This is a genomic window from Fusobacterium perfoetens (assembly GCF_021531595.1).
Lineage (GTDB): Bacteria > Fusobacteriota > Fusobacteriia > Fusobacteriales > Fusobacteriaceae > Fusobacterium_B.
In genome coordinates this window covers 18,671-40,685 of record NZ_JADYUD010000015.1, presented here as the reverse complement: position 1 = coordinate 40,685, position 22,015 = coordinate 18,671, and the positions used below count along the sequence as shown (strand labels likewise).

Genomic DNA, 22,015 nt, shown 5'->3' with positions numbered 1-22,015 from the left:
AAAAATTAACTTTTATATTATAAAAAATTAACTTGCCATAACTTTTATATCTCTGTTCATTTTTGCAGTGTAAACCTTTGAAAGTTCTCCTTCAGTTATATCTTTGCTTTTTACATCCAGAATAACTCTTCCTTTATCAAGCATGATTATTCTATCAGAGTATTTAACAGCATCTCTTAAGTTGTGTGAAATCATCATAGCTGTAATGTTTTGTTTATCAATAAGCTGCTTTGTTTTTACCATTATCATTTTAGAAGTTTTAGGATCAAGGGCAGCTGTATGTTCATCAAGAAGAAGAAGTTCTGGTTTTTTTAAAGTTGCCATAATAAGTGAAAGAGCTTGTCTTTGTCCTCCTGAAAGAAATTTTACTTGAGTATTTAATTTATTTTCAAGTCCTAAGTCAAGTTCTTTTAAAAGTTCTGTAAATTTACTAATATTATCTTTTTTTATAAGTTTTCTAAGAGAAAATTTTTCACTTTTTTTAGCAGCCAGTGAAAGATTTTCTAAAATAGTAAGAGAAGGAGAAACTCCTTTTGAAGGATCTTGATGAACTTTTCCTATTTTAGCAGCTCTTTCTTCTTCTTTCATTTTACTTATATCAGTACCTCCTAAAATAATATTTCCTCCATTATCCTTAAGAGAACCGCTGATAAGATTAAAAAGAGTACTTTTTCCGCATCCGTTAGAACCAAGTACAGCTACAAATTCACTTTCTTTAACTTCAAGATTAAAACCATTAAAAATATTTACTTCATTTTCTGTACCTTCATTAAAACTTTTTTTAAGATTTTTTATTGTCAGCATATTAATACTCCTTTTTATCTTTTTTTAAAATTTAAAAATGACATATTATTGTATCCTATGAATACAATTACAATTAGTGCACTTATGGCTTTTAAGTCTGTAGGTGCAAAACCTAAATCTATAGCAAGCCCTCCGATAAGTTTATAGCTTATAGCTCCAAGAATTGCTCTGGTAGTTCCTTTTATTCTGTTTGATTTTTTTAATATTGTATCTCCTATTATTATAGAAGCAAGAGCAGAAACAATTATAGATGTTCCCATATTAATATCTGAAAATCCTTGAGACTGAGCCATTAAAGCTCCACTTACTGAAACAATTCCATTTGAAAGAACAAGTCCTAAAAGTTTAAATTTATCACAGCTAACTCCAAGAGATTTAACAAGTGTTTCGTTGTCTCCTGTTGCTATAAGGAGATATCCTATCTCTGTTTTTAAAAACAAATCCATAAGAAATTTTATTATAAGAACTATCACTATAAGAACAAGAATTTTATTTCCATAGTCAAAAACAGAACCATTATTATAAAGAGGTATATTTGCTTTTCCATTTATTCTAAGATTTATTGAATAAAGTATTGTCATTGTAAGGATTCCTGCAAGAAGAGATGCTATTCTCATTTTAATATGAAGAAAATATGTAATAATTCCTGCAAGAGAACCAAAAGCAAAAGCAAGAAGTGTGCTTGAAATGGGATTTATTCCTGCAGTTGCAAATTTTGCAAATATAAATGCTCCTAAAGGGAAAGTTCCTTCAACAGACATATCTGGAAAATCTAATATTTTATATGTTATAAATACTCCCATTGCAAGAACGGCAAATATAAGTCCTTGTTCAACAGATATAGTGATAAGTGAATTCATAATTAAGCTCCTTGTTTTTGTAGATTTTATTTTATAAATATGGCTCCTTCAAAAGCTGGATTTTCTTTATCTAATTTTAATTTTTTCATTGTATTTTCATTAACTATTTTTGTTGTATTTTTTAAACTTTCAACAGGCATATCCTTAGGAGAAACTTTATCAATAAGGATTTTTTTTGCCATAGCTCCTGTTTGTTTTCCTAGTTCATAGTAACTAAGTCCATCAGTCATAAGAAGTCCGCCTTTAACAGGTCCTTCCTCTGCAGCTATTGAAAGAATTTTTCTTTCAATTGTTGATTTAGCTATAAGTCCTGCAGCTGAAGCTACAATATTATCTGTGACAGCATACAAAGCATCAGCTTTTGAAGCTAGGGAATTTACAGCCTGAGGAATATCATTTATATTATTGACTCCAACAGCTATAATTTCCATTCCAAGAGACTCGGCAATTTCTTTTGCCTGAGCAACTTGAATTTCAGAGTTTGATTCACTTGTATTGTATATAATTCCTATTTTTTTAATATTTGAATCAAGCTGTTTGAAAAGAGCAAGTTGTTTGTCCATTGGACTGGCATCAGTTGTTCCTGTAACATTTCCTCCTACATTTTCCATTGAATTAACAAGCTGAGAATGAACTGGATCTGTAACTGCACTGAAAAGTACAGGTATGGTATCAGTTGCTTGTTTAGCAGTTTGTGCAGAAATTGTTGCTATACCGAAAATTAAATCAACTTTATCTGCTGCAAATTTTTGTGCAATGATTCCTGCTACTCCTGTATCACCTTGAGCATTTTTATAAATAATGTCAGTTTCTATACCCTGAGCTTTAAGTTCATCTTCAAAACCTCTTCTTACTTCGTCAAGTGCAGGATGTTCTGCAAATTGACTTATTCCTATTACAAATCTTTCTGCTGCTTTTAAAGGTGTGCACTGCATAAGAAAGATTCCTGCTGTTAGTAATGTTGTGGCTACAAATCCTACTGTTCTACTTTTTAAGTTTCTCATTTTTTCCCCCTTTTGTTTTAAAAATAAAAAAGCCTTTTTACGAATTGTAAAAAGGCAGTTATTATATAAATAAATACAATACATCTAAAATTTATGTACTGTAACAAATATTATATTATTTTTCCTACTATTCTACAATTCTACAAATTTTTTACTTTTAAAACTTCTACTATTCTACATTTCCACTTTTGTGGTACTACTGTTAGAGCGATTATATACCAATCCTATTCTTTTGTCAATTAAAAAATTAAGAAATTTTAATTTTCATCAACAGGAATTGCTCTGTGTCCAAGACCTATTACAACATCATCTAAACGGAACATTCCTATTGTAAGAAAAATACATACAGAAAGGTGTTCTCTGTATCTTGCAATTCCTATTTTTCCTCCAATATTAAATCCTGCAGCTTTATTCATTACTTGTGCTATGGCTTCTCTTGTTGCTCCAGTTATAGCTCCATCATAAACATGAGAATCTTTTACAATTCCATTTCTTTTTGAAGCTACCAATGTTCTTTCAAGAATTTTTGAAATAGACTGAATAATATCTCCTCCTATATCAACAGCAGCACTTTTTATTCCAGTTTTTTTATAACTCTCTTTAAGTTCCATTTCTTCTTCACGGGTAGACATTGCAAGCATTATTGCAGCTCTTGCTATATCTTTACTTTTGTATTCCATTGTATTTTCCTCCGAAAAATTATTTTTAATAAAAAAGGTGTACATTATTTTATACTGCAATATATGGAAGTTGTCAAATGGAAAAATAGAAAAGGTTTTATAAATTTTTTTGTGTTAAGTATAGGTTAAAAATGCTGACTTTGCTTTAAACTTTAATGACATATAAGAAGATTTGTGCTAAAATATATATTATAATCTAATAAGTGTGACCAAAAAACAGGAGATGTGCAGATGGAAAAAATAAAGATACAAACTGAGTATATAAAACTTGACCAGTTTTTGAAATGGACAGGAACAGCAGAAAGTGGAGTAGATGCTAAAGATATGATTTTAGCAGGTGAAGTAAAAGTTAACGGAGAAGTAGAAGAAAGACGCGGGAAAAAGCTTCGTGCAGGTGATATAGTAGAAGCAGCAGGAAAAACTTACCAAGTAGAATAATTGAGGTGGAAAACTTGAAAATCTTAGAGATAAATTATATAAATTTCAGAAACTTATCAGACAGAAATATAAAATTTTCTCCTAAGATAAATTTATTCCTTGGAAAAAATGGACAAGGTAAAACAAGTATAATAGAAGCCGTTTATTTTGGAGCAACTGGAAAAAGTTTTCGGACTTCTAAAAATGCAGATCTTATAAAATATGGGAAATTAAAAACAGGATGCTTTTTAGAATATGAAGATAAACTGAGCGATAAAAATATCTCAGTAAAAATAGATAGCAGTAAAAAAGAATACAGGCTTAATAAAAAAAGGATACCTTATGATGAATACTATGGAAAAGTGAATGTTGTGTCATTTATTCCAGAAGATATTGAACTGATAGTAGGGTCGCCTGGCGTTAGAAGAAAGTTCTTTGACAGCGAGATAGCACAGAGCAGCCATGAATATTTTCAAAATCTTAAACAGTACACAAAACTTTTGAAAATTAGAAATAAGTATTTAAAAAACAGAGAGCATAAAGATCCTATGTTTTCTATATATGAAGATGAGTTTATAAAATATGGGGCAAAAGTTATAAAAAAAAGACTTGAATATGTAAAAAATATTTCCATTATTTTAAATCTTAATTATAGAAAACTTTTTGACAGCAAAAAAGAACTTAATCTTGTATATCATTCAGAAATGGGAGATATAAAAAAATATACTCTTACAGAGCTTGAAGAAAAATTAAGAGAAGATATAACAAGAGAATTTTCAAAAGAATTGAAATATGGCTATTCTATGGTAGGTCCTCAAAAAGATGACTTTCTTTTTCTTTTAGATGGAAGAGAAGCAAAGTCTTTTTCTTCACAGGGAGAAAAAAAGTCAATCATATTTTCGCTGAAACTTTCTGAGATAGATATGGTTCTTAAAGAAAAAAGAGAAAATCCAGTTTTTCTTATAGATGATGTATCTTCATACTTTGATTCTATAAGAAAAGAGAGTATAATAAATTATCTTAATAAGAGAGATATACAGGTAATAATCACTTCAACAGACCTTTTGAATATAGAATCAAAAAACTTCTTTGTAGAAAAAGGAGAGGTTTATGAACGGGATAATTAGTGTAAAAAGAATGATAGAAGATGCAGTTTCAAGAAGTAATACACTCCGTATATCTATTATTAAGGGAGCATGGCCTTCTATAGCAGGAGAACTCGGAATAAAATCAGAACCTCTTGGTATAAAAGATGGAATACTTTATACTGCTGTAGAAAATTCTATCTTTCTCCATGCTATGAATATGAAGAAAGATAAATACATTGAAAAAATCAACAGGCTTCTTAAAGGAGAATATGTTGTTGATATAAAATATAGAGTGAGAAAAATAGATTTAGAAGAGAAACTTAAAAGAGGAGAAACTCTTGAAGTTCCTGAAGCTAAAGAAGAAAAAATTATAGAATACAAGACAAAAGATATGTCAATAGAAGAAAGTATAAAATATCTTGCAGGACTTGCTAAAAAAAGAGAAAAATTTCTTCTTGAAAAAGGATATAAAAAATGTTTAAGTTGCGGAAGTATATTTTTGGGAAATGAAAAATTATGTTCTAAATGCAGAGGAGAAAAAGAAAATCTCACTATAAACAGGTATTAAAAAATTGAATTGAGATAAATTTTTAAGGTTTTTAATGTGAAAATCTTGTTTGTGAAATTCTGAATAAGAATATTTTTGGAGGGTATGTAAAATAATGAGTAATAATTATCAAGCAGAAAACATTACGGTCTTGGAAGGACTTGAAGCAGTTAGAAAAAGACCAGGAATGTATATTGGAACAACATCAGAAAGAGGACTTCACCATCTTGTGTGGGAGATAGTTGATAACTCTATAGATGAGGCACTTGCCGGATACTGTGACAAAATAATTGTTAATGTACTTCCTGACAATATAATTGAAGTTATAGACAATGGTAGAGGAATTCCTACTGGAATTCACCCTAAGTATGGAAAATCAGCACTTGAAATAGTTCTTACAGTTCTTCATGCTGGTGGAAAATTTGAAAATGATAACTATAAAGTTTCAGGAGGACTTCATGGAGTAGGGGTATCAGTTGTTAATGCTCTTTCAGAATGGCTTGAAGTTGAAGTTCAAAGAGATGGGAAAGTATGGTATCAGAAATATAACAGAGGAATTCCTGTTGAACCAGTAAAAACTATAGGAGAAACAACTGTTACAGGAACAAAAGTAAGATTTAAAGCTGATTATGAAATTTTTGAAACTCTTATATATAACTTTGAAACTCTTGATACAAGATTAAAAGAACTTGCATATTTAAATAAAGGACTTAGAATAATTCTTACAGATAAAAGAAAAAATCCTGAAGTTGTAGCAGATCTTAAATTTGATGGTGGAATCATTGATTATATAAAAGATGTAGAGAAAGATAATACAGCTCTTATAAAAGAACCCATATATATGTCAGGGGAAGCTGATGGAATTGTTGTAGAAGCTGTTATGATTTATAATACAAACCAAAGAGAAAATATTTATTCTTTTGTTAATAATATTCATACTATTGAAGGAGGAACTCATGTAAGTGGTTTCAGAACTGCTCTTACAAGAGTTATAAATGATGTAGGAAAGTCTCAAGGATTCTTAAAAGATAAAGATGGAAAACTTCAAGGATCTGATATAAGAGAAGGACTTTCTGCAATTGTTTCAATAAAGATTGCACAGCCTCAGTTTGAAGGACAAACAAAAACTAAACTTGGAAACTCTGAAGTGACAGGAATAGTGTCAAATATAGTTGGAACACAGCTTAAAATGTTTTTAGAAGATACTCCTGGTGACACTAAAATAATAATAGATAAAGTTTTAAATTCTAAAAGAGCGAGAGAAGCTGCTCAAAAAGCAAGAGAACTTGTACTTAGAAAATCAGCTCTTGAAGTTGGTTCTCTTCCAGGAAAACTTGCAGATTGTTCATCAAAAAATCCTGATGAATGTGAAATTTATATAGTTGAGGGAGATTCAGCAGGAGGATCAGCAAAACAAGGAAGAGACAGAAGATTCCAGGCAATACTTCCTTTAAGAGGAAAAATTCTGAATGTAGAAAAAGCAGGTCTTCACAAAGCACTTGAAAATGCTGAAATAAGAGCTATGATAACAGCATTTGGAGCAGGAATGGGAGATAATTTTGATATATCTAAATTAAGATATGGAAAAATAATCCTTATGACTGACGCCGATGTAGATGGTGCTCATATAAGAACTCTTCTTTTGACATTCTTCTATAGATACATGGTTGAGCTTCTTCATAATGGAAACATCTATATAGCACAGCCACCTTTATATAAAATAGCAACTGGAAGAACAGTGCAGTATGCTTATGATGATAAACAGCTTAAATTTATTGTAGATAATCTTGAAGGAGAAAATAAAAAATATGTTCTTCAAAGATATAAAGGTTTAGGAGAGATGAATCCTGAACAGCTTTGGGAAACAACAATGGATCCTGATACAAGAACTTTCTATCAGGTTAAAGTTGATGATGCAAGAGAAGCTGATATGATTTTTGATAAACTTATGGGAGATAAAGTAGAACCAAGAAGACAGTTTATTGAAGATGGAGCACAATTTGTTAAAAACTTAGATATATAGTTATTAATGAAAAAAATGTATATGAACATTAATAATATATATTGTCGGGAGGAAATGAAAGAATGTCTAATATAATTAACAGATATATAGAAGAGGAAATGAAACAATCTTATCTGGATTACTCCATGAGTGTTATAGTAAGCAGAGCACTTCCAGATGTAAGAGATGGTTTAAAACCTGTTCACAGAAGAATATTATTTGCCATGAATGAAATGGGAATGACTTATGATAAAGCATATAAAAAATCTGCCAGAATCGTAGGGGAAGTACTTGGTAAGTATCACCCTCACGGAGATACAGCAGTTTATAATACAATGGTAAGAATGGCACAGGAATTTAACTACAGATATGAACTTGTAGACGGTCATGGAAACTTTGGTTCTATTGACGGAGATTCTGCAGCTGCCATGAGATATACAGAAGCTAGAATGAAAAAAATAACAGGAGAGCTTTTAGAGGATATTGATAAAGATACAATAGATTTTAGAAAAAACTTTGATGATTCTCTTGATGAGCCAGTTGTACTTCCTGCAAAACTTCCAAATCTTCTTCTTAATGGATCTACAGGGATTGCAGTAGGTATGGCAACTAATATTCCTCCTCATAATTTAGGAGAGTTAGTTGATGGAACTCTTGCTCTTATAGATAACAGAGATATAACAACAGATGAACTGATGGAATATATTCCAGGTCCTGATTTTCCTACAGGAGGAATAATAGATGGTACAAAAGGTATAAGAGAAGCATATGCAACAGGAAGAGGAAGAATTAGAGTAAGAGGAAGAATAGAAGTAGAAGAATCAAAAACAGGAAGAGTTTCTCTTGTTGTAAAAGAAATACCTTATCAACTTAATAAATCTGCTCTTATTGAAAGAATAGTAGCTTTAGTAAGAGAAAAGAAACTTACAGGAATTTCTGATTTAAGAGACGAATCTGATAGAGAAGGTATAAGAATAGTAATAGAACTTAAGAGAGGTGAAGAACCTGAACTTGTTCTTAATAAATTATATAAATATACAGATCTTCAAAGTACATTTGGAATTATAATGCTTGCTCTTGTAAATAATGTTCCTAAGATACTTACATTAAAACAAGTATTAGAAGAATATATGAAACATAGATTTGAAGTTATTACAAGAAGAACAAAATATGATTTAGATAAAGCTGAAAAAAGAGATCATATTTTACAAGGATTCAGAATAGCTTTAGAAAATATAGATAGAATTATAGAACTAATAAGAGCATCAAAAGATGGAAATGAAGCTAAGGATGCTTTAATAGAAAGATATGCTTTTTCAGAAATTCAGGCAAAAGCTATTATGGATATGAAACTTCAAAGACTTACAGGTCTTGAAAGAGAAAAAATAGAACAAGAGTTTCAGGAACTTGAAATAAAAATAAGAGAACTGAAAGCTATTCTTGCTGATGAAAATAAAATATATGAGATAATGAAAAAAGAACTTTCTGAATTAAAGGAAAAATATAATGATTCTAGAAGAACAAGTATAGAAGATGAAAGACTTGATATTGATATGGAAGATCTTATAAAAGATGAAAAAGTCTTAATTACTATAACAAATAAAGGTTATGTAAAAAGAATAGAACTTGATAAGTATAAATCTCAGAAGAGAGGTGGAAAAGGAGTATCAACACAGCATACAGTTGAAGACGACTTTGTACAAGACATGGAAGTTATGTCAACACTTGATAGCATGATGATATTTACAAGCAAAGGAAGAGTATTTAATCTTAAAGCTTATCAAATTCCTGAAAGTTCTAAACAAGCAAGAGGAAAACTTATTGAAAATATCATAAAACTTCAAGAAGATGAGAAAGTAAGATTTACTATAAAAATAAGAGAATTTACAAGAAATAAAGAAATTCTGTTCCTTACTCAAGACGGAACTGTTAAGAAAACAAATCTTATGGAATTCCAGAATATTCATAGTGGAGGATTAAAAGCTGTAAAATTAAGAGAAGATGATGATTTAATATTTGTAGGTGTAGTAACTTCTGAAGATGACCAGTTATTTATAGCAACTAAACATGGATATTCTATAAGAATAAGAACAAATGAAGTAAGAAGCATGTCAAGAAATGCCACTGGGGTAAAAGGTATTACATTAAGACATGGAGATAGTGTTGTATCAGGACTTCTTATAAAAAATGGAGATGAAGAAACAATTCTTACTGTAACAGAAAATGGATTTGGTAAGAGAACAAGAGTAAATGAATATCCACTTCAAGGAAGAGGTGGAAAAGGTGTAATAAACCTTAAATGCAGTGACAAAACTGGAAATATTGTAGAAGTTAAACCAGTAAGAGAAGATGAAGAACTTATGGCAATTACTTCGTCAGGAGTAGTTATAAGAACACCTGTAGAGTCCGTTTCTGTTTATGGAAGAGCAGCTCAGGGAGTTAAAATAATGAGAACTTCAGATGATGAAAAGGTTGTGGCGATAGCAAAAGTAAAAAATGAAAAAGATGAAGAAAAAATACTTTCCGATGATAAAAGTGAAGAAATAGATAAAACAGAAAATACCAATAAAAAATCATCTGAAAATGACGATTTTGAAAATAAATACCTGAACACTTTTGAAAGCGAAGATGAGGAGCAGATGCAGTATGAAAGTGAGCAGGAACTAGATGACTCAGACGAAAACTAAAAAAGGACGTGGTGTTTATGGAAAGAAATGTACTTTTAGTATTAGGGAATGGTTATAATAGAGAAAATCTTATTGATAGTGCTATTTATTTAAGAGATAATTTTGGCTTTTCAATCAGACCTCTTCATGTAAGAGATGTGAGAAAAAAGGAATTTCTTCCAAATGCAGTTGATGGAATAATGCTTGAACCTATGATTGCAGGAATAAATGAAGAATGGAATCGTTATGAGGAACATGAAATTGCAAATATAAAAGAACAATTAGCAGAAAGAGGTGTTGATGCTGAACTTGAAGTAAAATTTGGTATAACTCCTGAAATTGTAATAGAGGAATTAAAAAAATCAGATATTCTTCTTATAGAGAAAGAAGATAAATTTTCTGAAGATTTAATTGCTATTTTAAAGCGTTTCTTTAAGCCTATTATAGTTGTGAGAGATAAAGTTTTAAAGCTTGATAAAGTGGCAATTTCAAATGACGATGGAACAAAAGTAAATAAGAGTTTCCAAAGATTCATAAATATTTTTACTCATGTGGATGAAATTACATCACTTGAGCTTATAGATCCTCAACAGCATGACCATGACGATGATGAAGTTCATGAAAATTATTTGAATGAATTTATAAAAGGAAAAGGAATAAAACTTGTTTCTAAACAAATAATGAAAGCTGATTCAGATGAATTCTTGAAGATATGTAAGGAAGAAGATATTCTTATTATGGGTAACTTAAGTAATTCTTACATGTTTGAAAAAATAACTAAAAAAATAGGTGTAAAAATAATGGAGGATGTAGAAACAACTCTGTTTATAGCTTAAAAAAGTATAAATTTCAGTTTAATAAATACAGGACAGGTAGCTTATGAAAATATTAGCTGTATCAGACACTCATGGGTGTTTTGAAAGATTTTATAAGGCATGTAAATGGGAAAAGCCTGATGTTGTATTGTTCTCAGGAGATTGCTCAGGAGATGCTTTAGAGATGGAACTTATTTTTCCGGAAATAAAATTTTTTATTGTTCGGGGAAATTGTGACTATGATGATTATAAAACAAAAGATGAAATGACTGTTGAGTTAGAAGGAGTAAGAATCTTTCTGACTCATGGTCATATTTATGGAGTTAAAAGGGACTATTCGCATATAGAGGAAAAAGGATATGAGGAGAAAGCAGATATTATTGTCTTTGGTCATACCCACAATCCGGATTGCGTAGATACTTTCACACGCCGTAATGGCAGTGATGAAGATAAAGTTATAACTCTGTTTAATCCGGGAGCGATACTTAATAACAGCTACGGAGTTATAGAAATAGAAAAAGATAAAAAAATAAAATTTACACATAAAAATTTGGATTAATTTTAGTGGGAGGAAAAATGAAAGATAAATTATCTTTACTAAAAAATGAAGCAAGACAAGAAATTCTGAATTCTTCAACTCTTCAAGAAGTAGAAGATTTAAGAGTTAAATTTTTAGGAAAAAAAGGTCAGTTGACTGAAATTTCTAAAGGAATGAAAAATCTGTCTGCAGAAGAAAGACCTGTTATTGGACAACTTCTTAATGAAGTAAGAAATGAAATAACAGATATGCTTGAAGGTAAAAAAATAGAAATTACAAAAGAGCTTAAAGCAAAACAGCTTAAAGAAGAAGTGATTGATATTACACTTTCAGGAAAGAAAACAACTCAGGGAGGAATTCATCCTATAACTGAAACATCAGAACTTTTAAAAACAACATTTATGGATATGGGATTTGATGTTGCTGATGGACCTGAAGTTGAATATGTAAAATATAACTTTGATATGCTTAACATTCCTGAATCACATCCATCAAGAGATATAACAGATACTTTCTATATATCAGATGATGTAGTTCTTAGAACTCAGACATCAGCAGTTCAAATAAGATATATGTTAGAGCATAAACCACCTTTTAGAATGGTTTGTCCAGGTAAAGTATACAGACCAGACTATGATGTATCTCATACACCAATGTTCCATCAGATTGAAGGGCTTATGATAGGAGAAAATATTTCCTTTGCAAATCTTAAAGCAATTCTTACAGAATTTATTGCAAAAATCTTTGGAGAAGGAACAAGAGTAAGATTCAGACCTCACTTCTTCCCATTTACTGAACCAAGTGCAGAGATGGATGTTGAATGTGTTATCTGTAAAGGAAAAGGATGTAGAGTATGTAAAGGAAGCGGATGGCTTGAAATCATGGGATGCGGAATGGTAGACCCTGCTGTACTTGAAGCTGTTGGATATAAAGCTGATGAAGTATCAGGATTTGCATTTGGAATGGGTATAGAAAGAATCACTATGCTTAGACATGGAATAGATGATTTAAGAGCATTCTTTGAAAATGATATGAGATTTTTAAAACAATTTAAGTAGGAGCGTGGAAAGAAAAATGTTAATTTCATTAGAATGGCTTAAGGAATATGTAGATATAAAAGAAGATGTAAAAGAGCTTGAAAATGCTTTGACTATGATTGGTCAGGAAGTTGAAGCTATAACAGTGCAAGGTAAAAATCTTGATAATGTAGTAATAGGGCAAATTGTTGAATATGGAAAACATCCAAATGCAGAAAAACTTACTTTAACAAAAGTTGATATTGGTGAAGAAGAGCCTCTTCAAATAGTGTGTGGAGCTCCAAATCACAGACTTGGTGATAAAGTAATTGTTTCAAAGGTAGGAGCAGTCCTTCCTGGAGATATAAAAATAACTAAAAGTAAAATCAGAGGAATTGAATCATATGGAATGATTTGCTCTGAAGTAGAACTTGGAATTGGAAATAATTCAGATGGAGTTGTTATTCTTCCAGAAGATGCACCTGTAGGTGAAGAATATAGAAAATATGCAAAACTTAATGATGTAATATTTGAACTTGAAATTACTCCTAATAGACCTGACTGTCTTTCTCATATAGGTATAGCAAGAGAAATAGCTGCTTATTATGGAAGAAAAGTAAAATATCCTTCATTTGATGTTTTTGAAACTCTTGAAGATGTTGCAAATAATGTAAGAATAGAAATAGAAGATAAAGAAAGATGCAAAAGATTTGCAGGAAGAGTAATGAGAAATGTTACAGTAAAAGAATCTCCAGAATGGCTTAAGAGAAAAATAAGAGCTATGGGATTAAATCCTGTAAATAATATTGTAGATGCTACAAACTTTGTAATGTTTGAATATAATCAGCCAATTCATACTTATGACTTAAGTAAGATAAAAGATATGACAATTGTAGTAAGAGCAGCTAAGAAAGGTGAAAAGCTTGTTACTCTTATGGGAGATGAACTTGAGCTTGATGGAGAATTAGTAATAGCAGACTCAGAAAAACCTATGTCAATAGCAGGGGTTATGGGAGGTCTTGACAGTGGAATTACTAATGAAACTAAAGATATATTCATAGAAGTTGCATACTTTACACCTGAAAATATAAGAAAAACAGGAAAGAAATTAGGAATAACAAGTGAATCTGGATACAGAAATGAAAGAGGAACAGATATAGAAAATGTTCCTGAAGTTTTAGATAGAGTTACAAGCATAATTTATGAAATAGCAGAAGGAAATATAGTAGGAAAAGCAAAAGATGTTTATCCTGTTAAATTTACAAAAATTGAAATTCCTTTAGATATTAAAAAATTCAGAAGATTTATGGGTAAAGATATAGATGCTCAGGAAGTAGCAAGAATTCTTACTAACTTAGGTCTTGAAATGAAATCTATAGGTCAGGAAACAGCAGTTGTAATTCCTCCTAGCTATAGACAAGATTTAACAAGAAGTGCAGATCTTTATGAAGAAATTATAAGAATGTATGGATTTGAAAACATAGAAAATAAAATGCCTGTTGAAAATATAAAAGCAGGAATAAAAGCTGAACCTATAAGACTTATGGATGAATCAAAAGAAATACTTTCAAAAATAGGATTACAGGAAGTTATAAATTATAGTTTTATAGATAAATCTGTAAGAGATATTCTTCATATAGAAGATGAAGTAATAATGATAAAAAATCCTATAGCAGAAACAATGAGCATGATGAGACCTTCTCTTATTTATAGTATTTTAACTAATATTAGAGAAAATCTTAACAGAAATCAAGATTCTATAAAAATATTTGAAACATCAAAAGTGTTCAAAAAAGCTGATGAACTTGCTCAGGAAGATATTCATGTAGCTATTGGTATTTGCGGAAGAGATCACAAAACATTATGGAATTCTAAACCTGAAGCATATGACTTCTATATGCTTAAAGGATATGTAGAAGAATATATGGAACTTGTAGGAGCAAAAAGATATAAGCTTGAAAGAACAAGTAATCCTAATTTCCATCCAGGAAGAGCTGCTGATATAAAAATTGGTAAGATAGTAGTTGGAACATTTGGAGAAATTCATCCAGACTTAGCAGAAAAAATGGATATTACAAAAGAAAGAGCTTATGTAGCTGAAATAAACTTAACATTACTTAAACAGTATATCAGCAAAAAATTTAAATATGAGAGAATTGTAAAATATCCTGAAGTAACAAGAGACCTTGCAGTTGTTTTAGATGACAGTGTTCTTGTAGGGGATATGATAGATATGCTTAAGAAAAGTTCTGACTTTATAGAAACAATAGAACTTTTTGATATTTATAAAGGAGAGCATATAGAAGCTGGTAAAAAATCAGTCGCAATCAGTCTGACTTTAAGAAATAAAGTAGGAACTTTAAACGAAGAAGATATTAATAAAGTTATTGATAAGGTACTTAATATAATAAGAACAAAATTTGCAGGAGAAATCAGACAGTAGTGTGAATTTTTTCTGAATAAAAAATAAAAGTATAATGTGATTATATTGTTAAGGAGGAAAAATGGATTCGTTAAAAGAGTTATTTAAGATTGGTAATGGACCTTCAAGTTCTCATACAATGGGACCTGAAAGAGCAGCAAGAAGATTTAAAGGTGAAACACCTCATGCAGCATCTTATAAGGTTGAACTTTATGGTTCTCTTGCCCTTACTGGAAAAGGACATCTGACAGACTGGATAATTGAAAAAACATTGGAGCCTGTTAAAACAGAGATAATATGGAAGCCTGAAGTGGTTCATCCATTCCACACAAACGGAATGAAATTTTTTGCTTATGACAAAGATGGAAATGAAATTAAAAGTTGGCTAGTATTTTCTGTAGGAGGAGGAACAATTGTAGAAGAAGGTCAGGATAGATATTCTGCCTCAACAGTTTATCCATTGAAAAAAATGGATGATATAATGGAATGGTGTAAAGAGAATAAGAAAGAGTTGTGGGAATATGTAACTCAATATGAAGATGATGACATTGAGAACTTCCTTCTTGAAATATGGAAAGCTATGGAAGAAGCTGTAGAGAGAGGAATAGCAAAAGATGGAGTCCTTCCTGGAAGTATAGGACTTAAAAGAAGAGCTCAAACTTTCTATAGAAGATCAAGATCAGAAGGAAAAGTAAGACAGTTCAGAGGTAAACTTTTTGCCTATACACTTGCTGTGTCTGAAGAAAATGCAGGAGGAGGAAGAGTTGTTACAGCTCCAACATGTGGAGCAGCAGGAGTTATTCCAGGAACACTTTATACTTTAAAAGAAGCTTTCAAGTTAGAGGATAAAGAAGTAGTAAAAGCTCTTGCAGTAGCAGGACTTATAGGAAATATTGTAAAAGAAAATGCAAGTATATCTGGTGCAGAAGCTGGATGTCAAGCAGAAGTTGGAACAGCTTGTGCAATGGCAGCAGGAATGGCAGCATTTTTAATGGGAGGAACAATTGAGCAGATAGAATATGCAGCTGAAATGGCTCTTGAGCATAATCTTGGACTTACATGTGACCCTATTGGAGGATATGTGCAAATTCCTTGTATAGAAAGAAATGCGTCTGCAGCAGCAAAAGCACTTGATACTGCAAACTATGCACTTTATACTGACGGACAACACAGTGTATCTTTCGACGAAGTTGTAATAACAATGGGTGAAACTGGAAGAGACATGAAAGAAGAATATAGAGAAACATCTCTTGGTGGACTTGCAAAACATTTTTGTGCAAACTGCTAAGACTATTAGAAAATAATTAAAAGGCTGATTAAAAAATCAGCCTTTTGCACTATGCAGAGATAAAAATTTATAAAAGAAATAGAATTGGAGAAACATAATTAATGAAATTAATAGTAGGACTGGGAAATCCGGGCAAAGAGTATGAAAACACAAGACATAATCTGGGGTTTATGGTTATAGATAAGCTGGCAGAAGAATTAAAAATATATGATTTTAAAGAAAAGTTTAAAGGATTAATGGGGGAAGGAAATTACAGAGGAGAAAAAATTCTTCTTTTAAAGCCTCAAACTTTTATGAATTTAAGTGGAGATTCAATAATTCAGGTTTTAAATTTTTATAAAATTGATCCTGAAACAGAGATGATAGTTATTTATGATGATATGTCTCTTCCTGTAGGGAAACTTAGAATAAGAGAAAAGGGAAGTGCAGGAGGACATAATGGAATAAAATCTATAATATCTCATGTTGGAGAAAAATTTTTAAGAATAAAATTTGGAATAGGAGCCAGTGGAGGTAAGGATAAAACTGTTGGATTTGTTCTTGGCCGTTTTTCTAAAGAAGATGAAGAAGATGTAAAAGAAGGAATAAAAAATTCTTCAAAAATGGTTTTAGCTCTTTTAGAAGGAGAAAAAATCGAAAAAATAATGCAACTTTATAATAAAAAATGCTAAAAAAAAGGTCGGTAAGTCCGAAAAAGATATTGTTAAAAATAAATAATTGTGATAAACTTTAATGTGAAGAAAAGTTTATATATTTATTTAAAATTAAATATAGTTTAAGGAAGGAGAGTTTGTATGAAGTTTTTTGGATTCAGAGGCGGAGTTCATCCACCTGATAACAAAGCCCAAACAGCTGAAATGGCAACAGAAAAAATGGCATCACCAAAAATGGTATATATACCATTACAACAACACATCGGAGCTCCGTTAGACCCGATTGTAAAAGTTGGAGACAAAGTTCTTAAGGGACAGAAAATTGCCGATTCTCAGGCATTTATGTCTACTACTATTCACTCACCAGTGAGCGGAACAGTAAAAAGAATAGAACAGCGTGTATTTCCTCTTATGGGAAAAGCCAACACAGTAGTCATTGAAAATGACGGAAACGATGAATGGTGTGAACTTGAGAAAATCGAAAACTGGCAAGAAGCATCAGTTGAAGATTTACTAAAACTAATCAGAGAAAAGGGGATAGTTGGAATAGGGGGAGCAAGTTTCCCTACACACATCAAATTAAATCCTCCGAAAGATACTAAAATTGATACTTTAGTTCTTAACGGAGCAGAGTGTGAGCCTTATCTGAATTCAGACAACAGACTTATGCTTGAAGATCCTCAATCAATAGTAGAAGGAATAAAAATCATTAAAAAGATTTTAGGTGTTGAAACTGCCGTAATTGGTATAGAAGAAAACAAACCTGAAGCTATTGCAAGTATGAAAAAAGCATGTGAAGGAACAGGAATAGAAGTTATGCCTCTTCACACAAAATATCCTCAAGGAGGAGAAAAACAACTTATAAAAGCAGTTTTAGACAGAGAAGTACCTTCAGGAAAACTTCCTGCATCTGTTGGAGTAGTTGTTCAAAACACAGGAACAGCAGCAGCTATTTATAGAGGAATAGTTCATGGAGAACCATTAATTGAAAAAATAGTAACTGTTTCAGGAAAGGCTATAAAACAGCCTAAAAACTTAAAAGTAGTAATAGGAACACCTTTCTCTGAACTACTTGAATATTGTGGAGTAGACAGAGATGCAGTTGATAAACTTGTTATGGGTGGACCTATGATGGGTATGGCACAATTCACAGAAGAAGTTCCAGTAATAAAAGGAACAGGTGGACTTTTAGCACTAACTAAAGAGGAAACTAATTACTGTAAACCTCAAGCATGTATAAGTTGTGGAAAATGTGTTGATGTATGTCCAATGCATTTAGTACCATTTATGTATGCAAGACTTGCAGTAAAAGAAAACTGGGAAGAATTACCAAAATATAATCTAATGGACTGTATAGAATGCGGTTCATGTGCATATATCTGCCCAGCAAACAGACCATTAACTGAAGCTATAAAAATTGGAAAAGCTAAGTTAAGAGCGATGAAATAAAATTCTTTAGGAGATAGGAGGAACAAAAGTGTCAAAAGTATATAATATGGGGCCATCACCTCACATAAGAACATCAGAAACAGTTGACAAAGTAATGTATGATGTAATTATTGCTTTAGTGCCAGCACTTTTAATGGCAGTTTATGTATTTAAAACTAGAGCTTTAATAGTTACAGCTGTTTCAGTTATATTCTGTATGCTTACAGAATTAGTATTTAACAAAATAAGAAAAGTTGAATGTACACTTCATGATGGAAGTGCGATTGTAACAGGACTTCTTTTTGCATTCGTAATTCCTGTTGGAATGTCTTTACAATATGTTGCAATAGGTGCAATAGTATCTATTGCTTTAGGAAAAATGTTATTCGGAGGGTTAGGACAAAATGTATTTAACCCTGCATTAGTAGGAAGAGCATTTGTTCAAGCTTCATGGCCTGTAGCTATCACATCATTTACCCTTGATGGAATGGCAGGAGCTACAATGCTTGACGCTATGAAAAGAGGAGTACCTGAAATTTTAATAAGAGAAGGAAATCCATATGCTCAAGCTTTAATCGGACAAATGGGTGGATGTCTTGGAGAAACTTCAGCAATAGCACTTCTTATCGGTGGAGCTTATCTAATCTATAAAAAACAAATAGATTGGAAAATGCCTGTAATTATTATAGCTACTGTAGCTATTCTTACAGGAATAGCAGGAAGAGATCCATTAATGCATGTTCTTTCTGGAGGACTTATGCTTGGAGCATTCTTCATGGCAACAGATATGGTTACAAGCCCAGTGACTCCAAAAGGAAAAATTATCTATGCTTTTGGTATAGGAGCTCTTATTGCTCTTATCAGAATGAAAGGTGGATATCCTGAAGGAACAGCTTTCTCTATATTAATAATGAATGGTGTTACACCTTTAATCAACAGATACACAATGCCTAAGAAATTCGGGGAGGTGAAAGCTGATGGAAAGAAATAGATTTATACATTATGGATCTGTCCTTTTAGCAATCGCAGCTGTTTGTGCCGGACTTCTTGCAGGTGTAAACGGAATGACTAGAGGAGTTATAGCAGACAATAAAGTTAAAGCTGAAAACGCAGCTAGAACAGCAGTTGTGCCTTTAGCAAAATCATTTGACGAATCTAAAGCAGTTATGGCTGATGATTTAAAATTCATACCTGGTTTAGATGAAAATGGAAATACAGTTGGATATGTTGTTGTTGTAAGCCAAGGTGGTTATGCAGCAAATATAGACTTCTCTCTTGGAGTAGGTCTTGATGGAAAAATTACAGGATTAAGCATAATGAATCACCAAGAAACTCCAGGATTAGGAGCTAAAATTTCTGGTGAAGAATGGCAAAAACACTGGATAGGAAAAGATAAATCTTATGAATTTACAAAAGCAGCTGATGCATTTGCTGGTGCTACAGTATCTCCTACAGCTGTTTATACTGGAATTCAAAGAGCTTTATCAGCTTTTGAAAACGGGGTGAGTAAATAATGGCAAAAAGTAAAATGGGAATCGTTTTAAACGGTATATTTAAGGAAAACCCTGTTCTAGTACTTTTATTAGGACTTTGTCCTACACTTGGAACATCAAGTTCTGCAATAAACGGAATGTCAATGGGACTTGCTACTACAGCAGTTCTTGTGTTCTCAAATATATTAATATCTGTATTCAAGAAAGTTATTCCTGATAAAGTAAGAATACCTGCTTTCATTATGATTATAGCTTCTCTTGTTACAATTGTTCAAATGTTAATGGAGGCTTATACTCCTGACATTTATAAAGTATTAGGGTTATATATACCTCTAATAGTTGTTAACTGTATAGTTTTAGGAAGAGCAGAAAGCTTTGCTTCTAAAAATAGTGTAATAGATTCAATGTTTGATGGTATTGGATCAGGACTTGGATTTACACTTGCTCTTACTGTTCTTGGAATGATCAGAGAAGTTTTAGGAAATGGAACTATATTCAATATAGTTATAACTCCTGCAAACTGGCAACCTGCATTAATATTTATATTACCACCAGGTGGATTCCTTACAATAGCTTGTGTTATTGCATTCCAAAATTACCTAAAACAAAAGAAGGAGGTATAGTTAAGTGGATTTAGCAAAATTATTTAGTATAATTATAACTTCAATCTTTATTCAAAACTATGTTTTCGGTAGAGTTCTTGGAATTTGTCCATACATGGGAGTTTCTAAAAAAGTTGAATCATCTATCGGAATGGGAATGGCAATTATATTCGTTATATCAATAGCATCTGCTGTTACTTGGTTAATATATCAATATATGCTTGTTCCATTCGGTCTTGAATATTTACAAACAATAATGTTCATTTTAATAATAGCTTCATTAGTTCAATTTGTTGAAATGGCAATTCAAAAAATGTCACCAAATCTTTACAATGCTCTTGGAGTTTATCTTCCTCTTATTACAACAAACTGTGTTGTACTTGGAGTTGCAATCTTAAACATTCAAGAAGGATATAACTTTATAGAAACAATTGTAAATGGTATTGGAGCTGCTGTAGGATTTACATTAGCACTTATTTTACTTGCTGGTGTAAGAGAAAGAATAGAATATTCTGATATTCCTAAGCCTTTCCAAGGTGTACCAATAGCATTTATTTCAGCAACTTGTCTAGCTTTAGCATTCATGGGATTTGCCGGAATGCAAATATAAATTTTTGGAGGTTATTATGGGAAGTGAAATATTAATAGCTGTAGTTATTCTTGGATTAACAGGATTAGCTATGGGATTATTCTTAGCTTTTGCCTCTAAAAAATTTGAGGTTAAAGTTGATGAAAGAGTATCAGCAATAACAGGATGTCTTCCTGGTGCTAACTGTGGAGGATGTGGATTCCCAGGATGTGGAGGATATGCTGATGCAGTTGTAAATAAAGGTGCAAAACCTAATATGTGTGCTCCAGGTGGAAAAGCTGTAGCAGATAAAATTTGTGAAATAATGGGAATGACTGCAGAAGTGTCAGATGGGCCAAGAATTGTTGCAAGAGTTCTTTGCCAAGGAAAACATGAAAATGCAGCAGAAAAATATAATTTCAGAGGAAACATCACAACATGTGCTTCTATGAATATATATGCTTCAGGGGAAAAAGCATGTTCTTATGCTTGTCTTGGAAAAGGAGACTGTATAAAAGTATGTCCTGTAGGTGCAATATCTATTGTTGACGGAATAGCTCATATAGATGAAGATAAATGTGTTGCTTGTGGAGCATGTGCAAAAGCATGTCCTAAACTTGTAATAGCAATGCTTCCTCAACCACAGAAAGTAAATGTTCTTTGCTCTTCTAAAGACAAAGGTGCAGATGCAAGAAAGAATTGTAAAACAGCTTGTATAGGATGTGGAATGTGTGCAAAAGCATGTCCTGTAGGTGCAATAACAGTTGAAAACAATTTAGCTAAAATAGATCCAGCTAAATGTATTCAATGTGGATTGTGTGCAACTAAATGTCCTACTAAAGCAATAAACAGTCTTGTAGTTCCTAAAAAAGCAGTTATTCATGAAGATAAATGTATAGGATGTACAATCTGTGCTAAGAACTGTCCTGTATCAGCAATTGAAGGTGCATTAAAAGAAAAACACAAAGTTGATCTTGCAAAATGTGTAGGATGTGGAATTTGTGCTTCTAAATGTCCTAAGAAAGCTATTGAAATGGAAGAAGTAAAATAATTTTTCTAGGATAGGGCTAAATAAAGTAAATTAATTTTATATAAAGCCATATTGATTTGAAAAGGTCAATATG

20 protein-coding genes and 1 pseudogene are annotated in these 22,015 nt (G+C 31.7%); 17 read left to right on the top strand and 4 right to left on the bottom strand.

Annotated features, from left to right (window positions below; genetic code table 11):
- Positions 1 to 27: 27 nt before the first annotated feature.
- The 4 genes from I6E17_RS08445 to I6E17_RS08430 all read right to left on the bottom strand — a co-directional run bounded on the left by I6E17_RS08445 (position 28) and on the right by I6E17_RS08430 (position 3,348).
- Positions 28 to 804 carry an ABC transporter ATP-binding protein gene (locus I6E17_RS08445; protein WP_176829319.1) on the bottom strand — a complete coding sequence of 259 codons (777 nt, stop codon included), beginning with the start codon at positions 802 to 804 and terminating at the stop codon, positions 28 to 30.
- A gap of 14 nt (positions 805 to 818) precedes the next feature.
- Positions 819 to 1,664 carry an ABC transporter permease gene (locus tag I6E17_RS08440; protein ID WP_235236705.1) on the bottom strand — a complete coding sequence of 282 codons (846 nt, stop codon included), beginning with the start codon at positions 1,662 to 1,664 and terminating at the stop codon, positions 819 to 821.
- Between the two features lie 26 nt (positions 1,665 to 1,690).
- Entirely contained in the window at positions 1,691 to 2,668 is a 978-nt protein-coding gene (locus I6E17_RS08435; RefSeq protein WP_235236703.1) for an ABC transporter substrate-binding protein, read from the bottom strand.
- A 257-nt stretch (positions 2,669 to 2,925) separates the two neighbouring features.
- The gene (locus I6E17_RS08430) at positions 2,926 to 3,348 is read right to left on the bottom strand and encodes a HutP family protein (protein WP_235236701.1); all 423 of its coding nucleotides are present in this window, start codon (positions 3,346 to 3,348) and stop codon (positions 2,926 to 2,928) included.
- Between the two features lie 231 nt (positions 3,349 to 3,579).
- Here I6E17_RS08430 and yaaA point away from each other — a divergent pair, with 231 nt between their 5' ends.
- The 17 genes and pseudogenes from yaaA to I6E17_RS08345 all read left to right on the top strand — a co-directional run bounded on the left by yaaA (position 3,580) and on the right by I6E17_RS08345 (position 21,942).
- Complete coding sequence (yaaA, locus tag I6E17_RS08425; protein ID WP_176829316.1) at positions 3,580 to 3,786, top strand: S4 domain-containing protein YaaA; 207 nt, start codon at positions 3,580 to 3,582, stop codon at positions 3,784 to 3,786.
- Between the two features lie 14 nt (positions 3,787 to 3,800).
- Positions 3,801 to 4,892 (top strand): DNA replication/repair protein RecF, encoded by a 1,092-nt coding sequence (recF, locus tag I6E17_RS08420; protein WP_235236720.1) that lies wholly within the window; start codon positions 3,801 to 3,803, stop codon positions 4,890 to 4,892.
- Positions 4,876 to 5,421: a DUF721 domain-containing protein gene (locus tag I6E17_RS08415; protein WP_235236699.1), complete on the top strand. Its 546-nt coding sequence runs from the start codon at positions 4,876 to 4,878 to the stop codon at positions 5,419 to 5,421. The genes recF and I6E17_RS08415 overlap by 17 nt, the downstream gene beginning before the upstream one ends.
- A gap of 94 nt (positions 5,422 to 5,515) precedes the next feature.
- Positions 5,516 to 7,423 (top strand): DNA topoisomerase (ATP-hydrolyzing) subunit B, encoded by a 1,908-nt coding sequence (gene gyrB, locus I6E17_RS08410; RefSeq protein ID WP_176829313.1) that lies wholly within the window; start codon positions 5,516 to 5,518, stop codon positions 7,421 to 7,423.
- A gap of 62 nt (positions 7,424 to 7,485) precedes the next feature.
- Positions 7,486 to 9,915 (top strand): annotated as a pseudogene (gyrA, locus tag I6E17_RS08405) (DNA gyrase subunit A); the annotation flags it as partial.
- A 191-nt stretch (positions 9,916 to 10,106) separates the two neighbouring features.
- Positions 10,107 to 10,904 (top strand): hypothetical protein, encoded by a 798-nt coding sequence (locus tag I6E17_RS08400; RefSeq protein WP_176829311.1) that lies wholly within the window; start codon positions 10,107 to 10,109, stop codon positions 10,902 to 10,904.
- Positions 10,905 to 10,947: 43 nt separating this feature from the next.
- Positions 10,948 to 11,442, top strand: a complete 495-nt coding sequence (locus I6E17_RS08395; protein WP_176829310.1) for a YfcE family phosphodiesterase — start codon at positions 10,948 to 10,950, stop codon at positions 11,440 to 11,442.
- Positions 11,443 to 11,459: 17 nt separating this feature from the next.
- The gene (pheS, locus tag I6E17_RS08390) at positions 11,460 to 12,479 is read left to right on the top strand and encodes a phenylalanine--tRNA ligase subunit alpha (protein WP_176829309.1); all 1,020 of its coding nucleotides are present in this window, start codon (positions 11,460 to 11,462) and stop codon (positions 12,477 to 12,479) included.
- 16 nt (positions 12,480 to 12,495) lie between these two features.
- A complete protein-coding gene (gene pheT / locus I6E17_RS08385) occupies positions 12,496 to 14,880 on the top strand; it encodes a phenylalanine--tRNA ligase subunit beta (protein ID WP_176829308.1) in 2,385 nt (794 codons plus the stop codon).
- A 61-nt stretch (positions 14,881 to 14,941) separates the two neighbouring features.
- The gene (locus tag I6E17_RS08380) at positions 14,942 to 16,147 is read left to right on the top strand and encodes an L-serine ammonia-lyase (RefSeq protein WP_235236697.1); all 1,206 of its coding nucleotides are present in this window, start codon (positions 14,942 to 14,944) and stop codon (positions 16,145 to 16,147) included.
- 101 nt (positions 16,148 to 16,248) lie between these two features.
- Positions 16,249 to 16,818 carry an aminoacyl-tRNA hydrolase gene (gene pth / locus I6E17_RS08375; protein WP_176829306.1) on the top strand — a complete coding sequence of 190 codons (570 nt, stop codon included), beginning with the start codon at positions 16,249 to 16,251 and terminating at the stop codon, positions 16,816 to 16,818.
- 123 nt (positions 16,819 to 16,941) lie between these two features.
- Positions 16,942 to 18,249 carry an electron transport complex subunit RsxC gene (gene rsxC / locus I6E17_RS08370; protein WP_176829305.1) on the top strand — a complete coding sequence of 436 codons (1,308 nt, stop codon included), beginning with the start codon at positions 16,942 to 16,944 and terminating at the stop codon, positions 18,247 to 18,249.
- Positions 18,250 to 18,277: 28 nt separating this feature from the next.
- Positions 18,278 to 19,219, top strand: coding sequence for an RnfABCDGE type electron transport complex subunit D (locus I6E17_RS08365; RefSeq protein WP_419180985.1), 942 nt, complete (start codon positions 18,278 to 18,280; stop codon positions 19,217 to 19,219).
- Complete coding sequence (locus tag I6E17_RS08360) at positions 19,206 to 19,742, top strand: RnfABCDGE type electron transport complex subunit G (protein WP_176829304.1); 537 nt, start codon at positions 19,206 to 19,208, stop codon at positions 19,740 to 19,742. The genes I6E17_RS08365 and I6E17_RS08360 overlap by 14 nt, the downstream gene beginning before the upstream one ends.
- Positions 19,742 to 20,344 (top strand): RnfABCDGE type electron transport complex subunit E, encoded by a 603-nt coding sequence (locus tag I6E17_RS08355; protein ID WP_176829303.1) that lies wholly within the window; start codon positions 19,742 to 19,744, stop codon positions 20,342 to 20,344. The genes I6E17_RS08360 and I6E17_RS08355 overlap by 1 nt, the downstream gene beginning before the upstream one ends.
- 4 nt (positions 20,345 to 20,348) lie before the next feature.
- Positions 20,349 to 20,933 (top strand): electron transport complex subunit RsxA, encoded by a 585-nt coding sequence (gene rsxA / locus I6E17_RS08350; RefSeq protein WP_176829302.1) that lies wholly within the window; start codon positions 20,349 to 20,351, stop codon positions 20,931 to 20,933.
- A gap of 16 nt (positions 20,934 to 20,949) precedes the next feature.
- Positions 20,950 to 21,942, top strand: a complete 993-nt coding sequence (locus I6E17_RS08345) for an RnfABCDGE type electron transport complex subunit B (protein WP_235236695.1) — start codon at positions 20,950 to 20,952, stop codon at positions 21,940 to 21,942.
- Positions 21,943 to 22,015 lie beyond the last annotated feature (73 nt).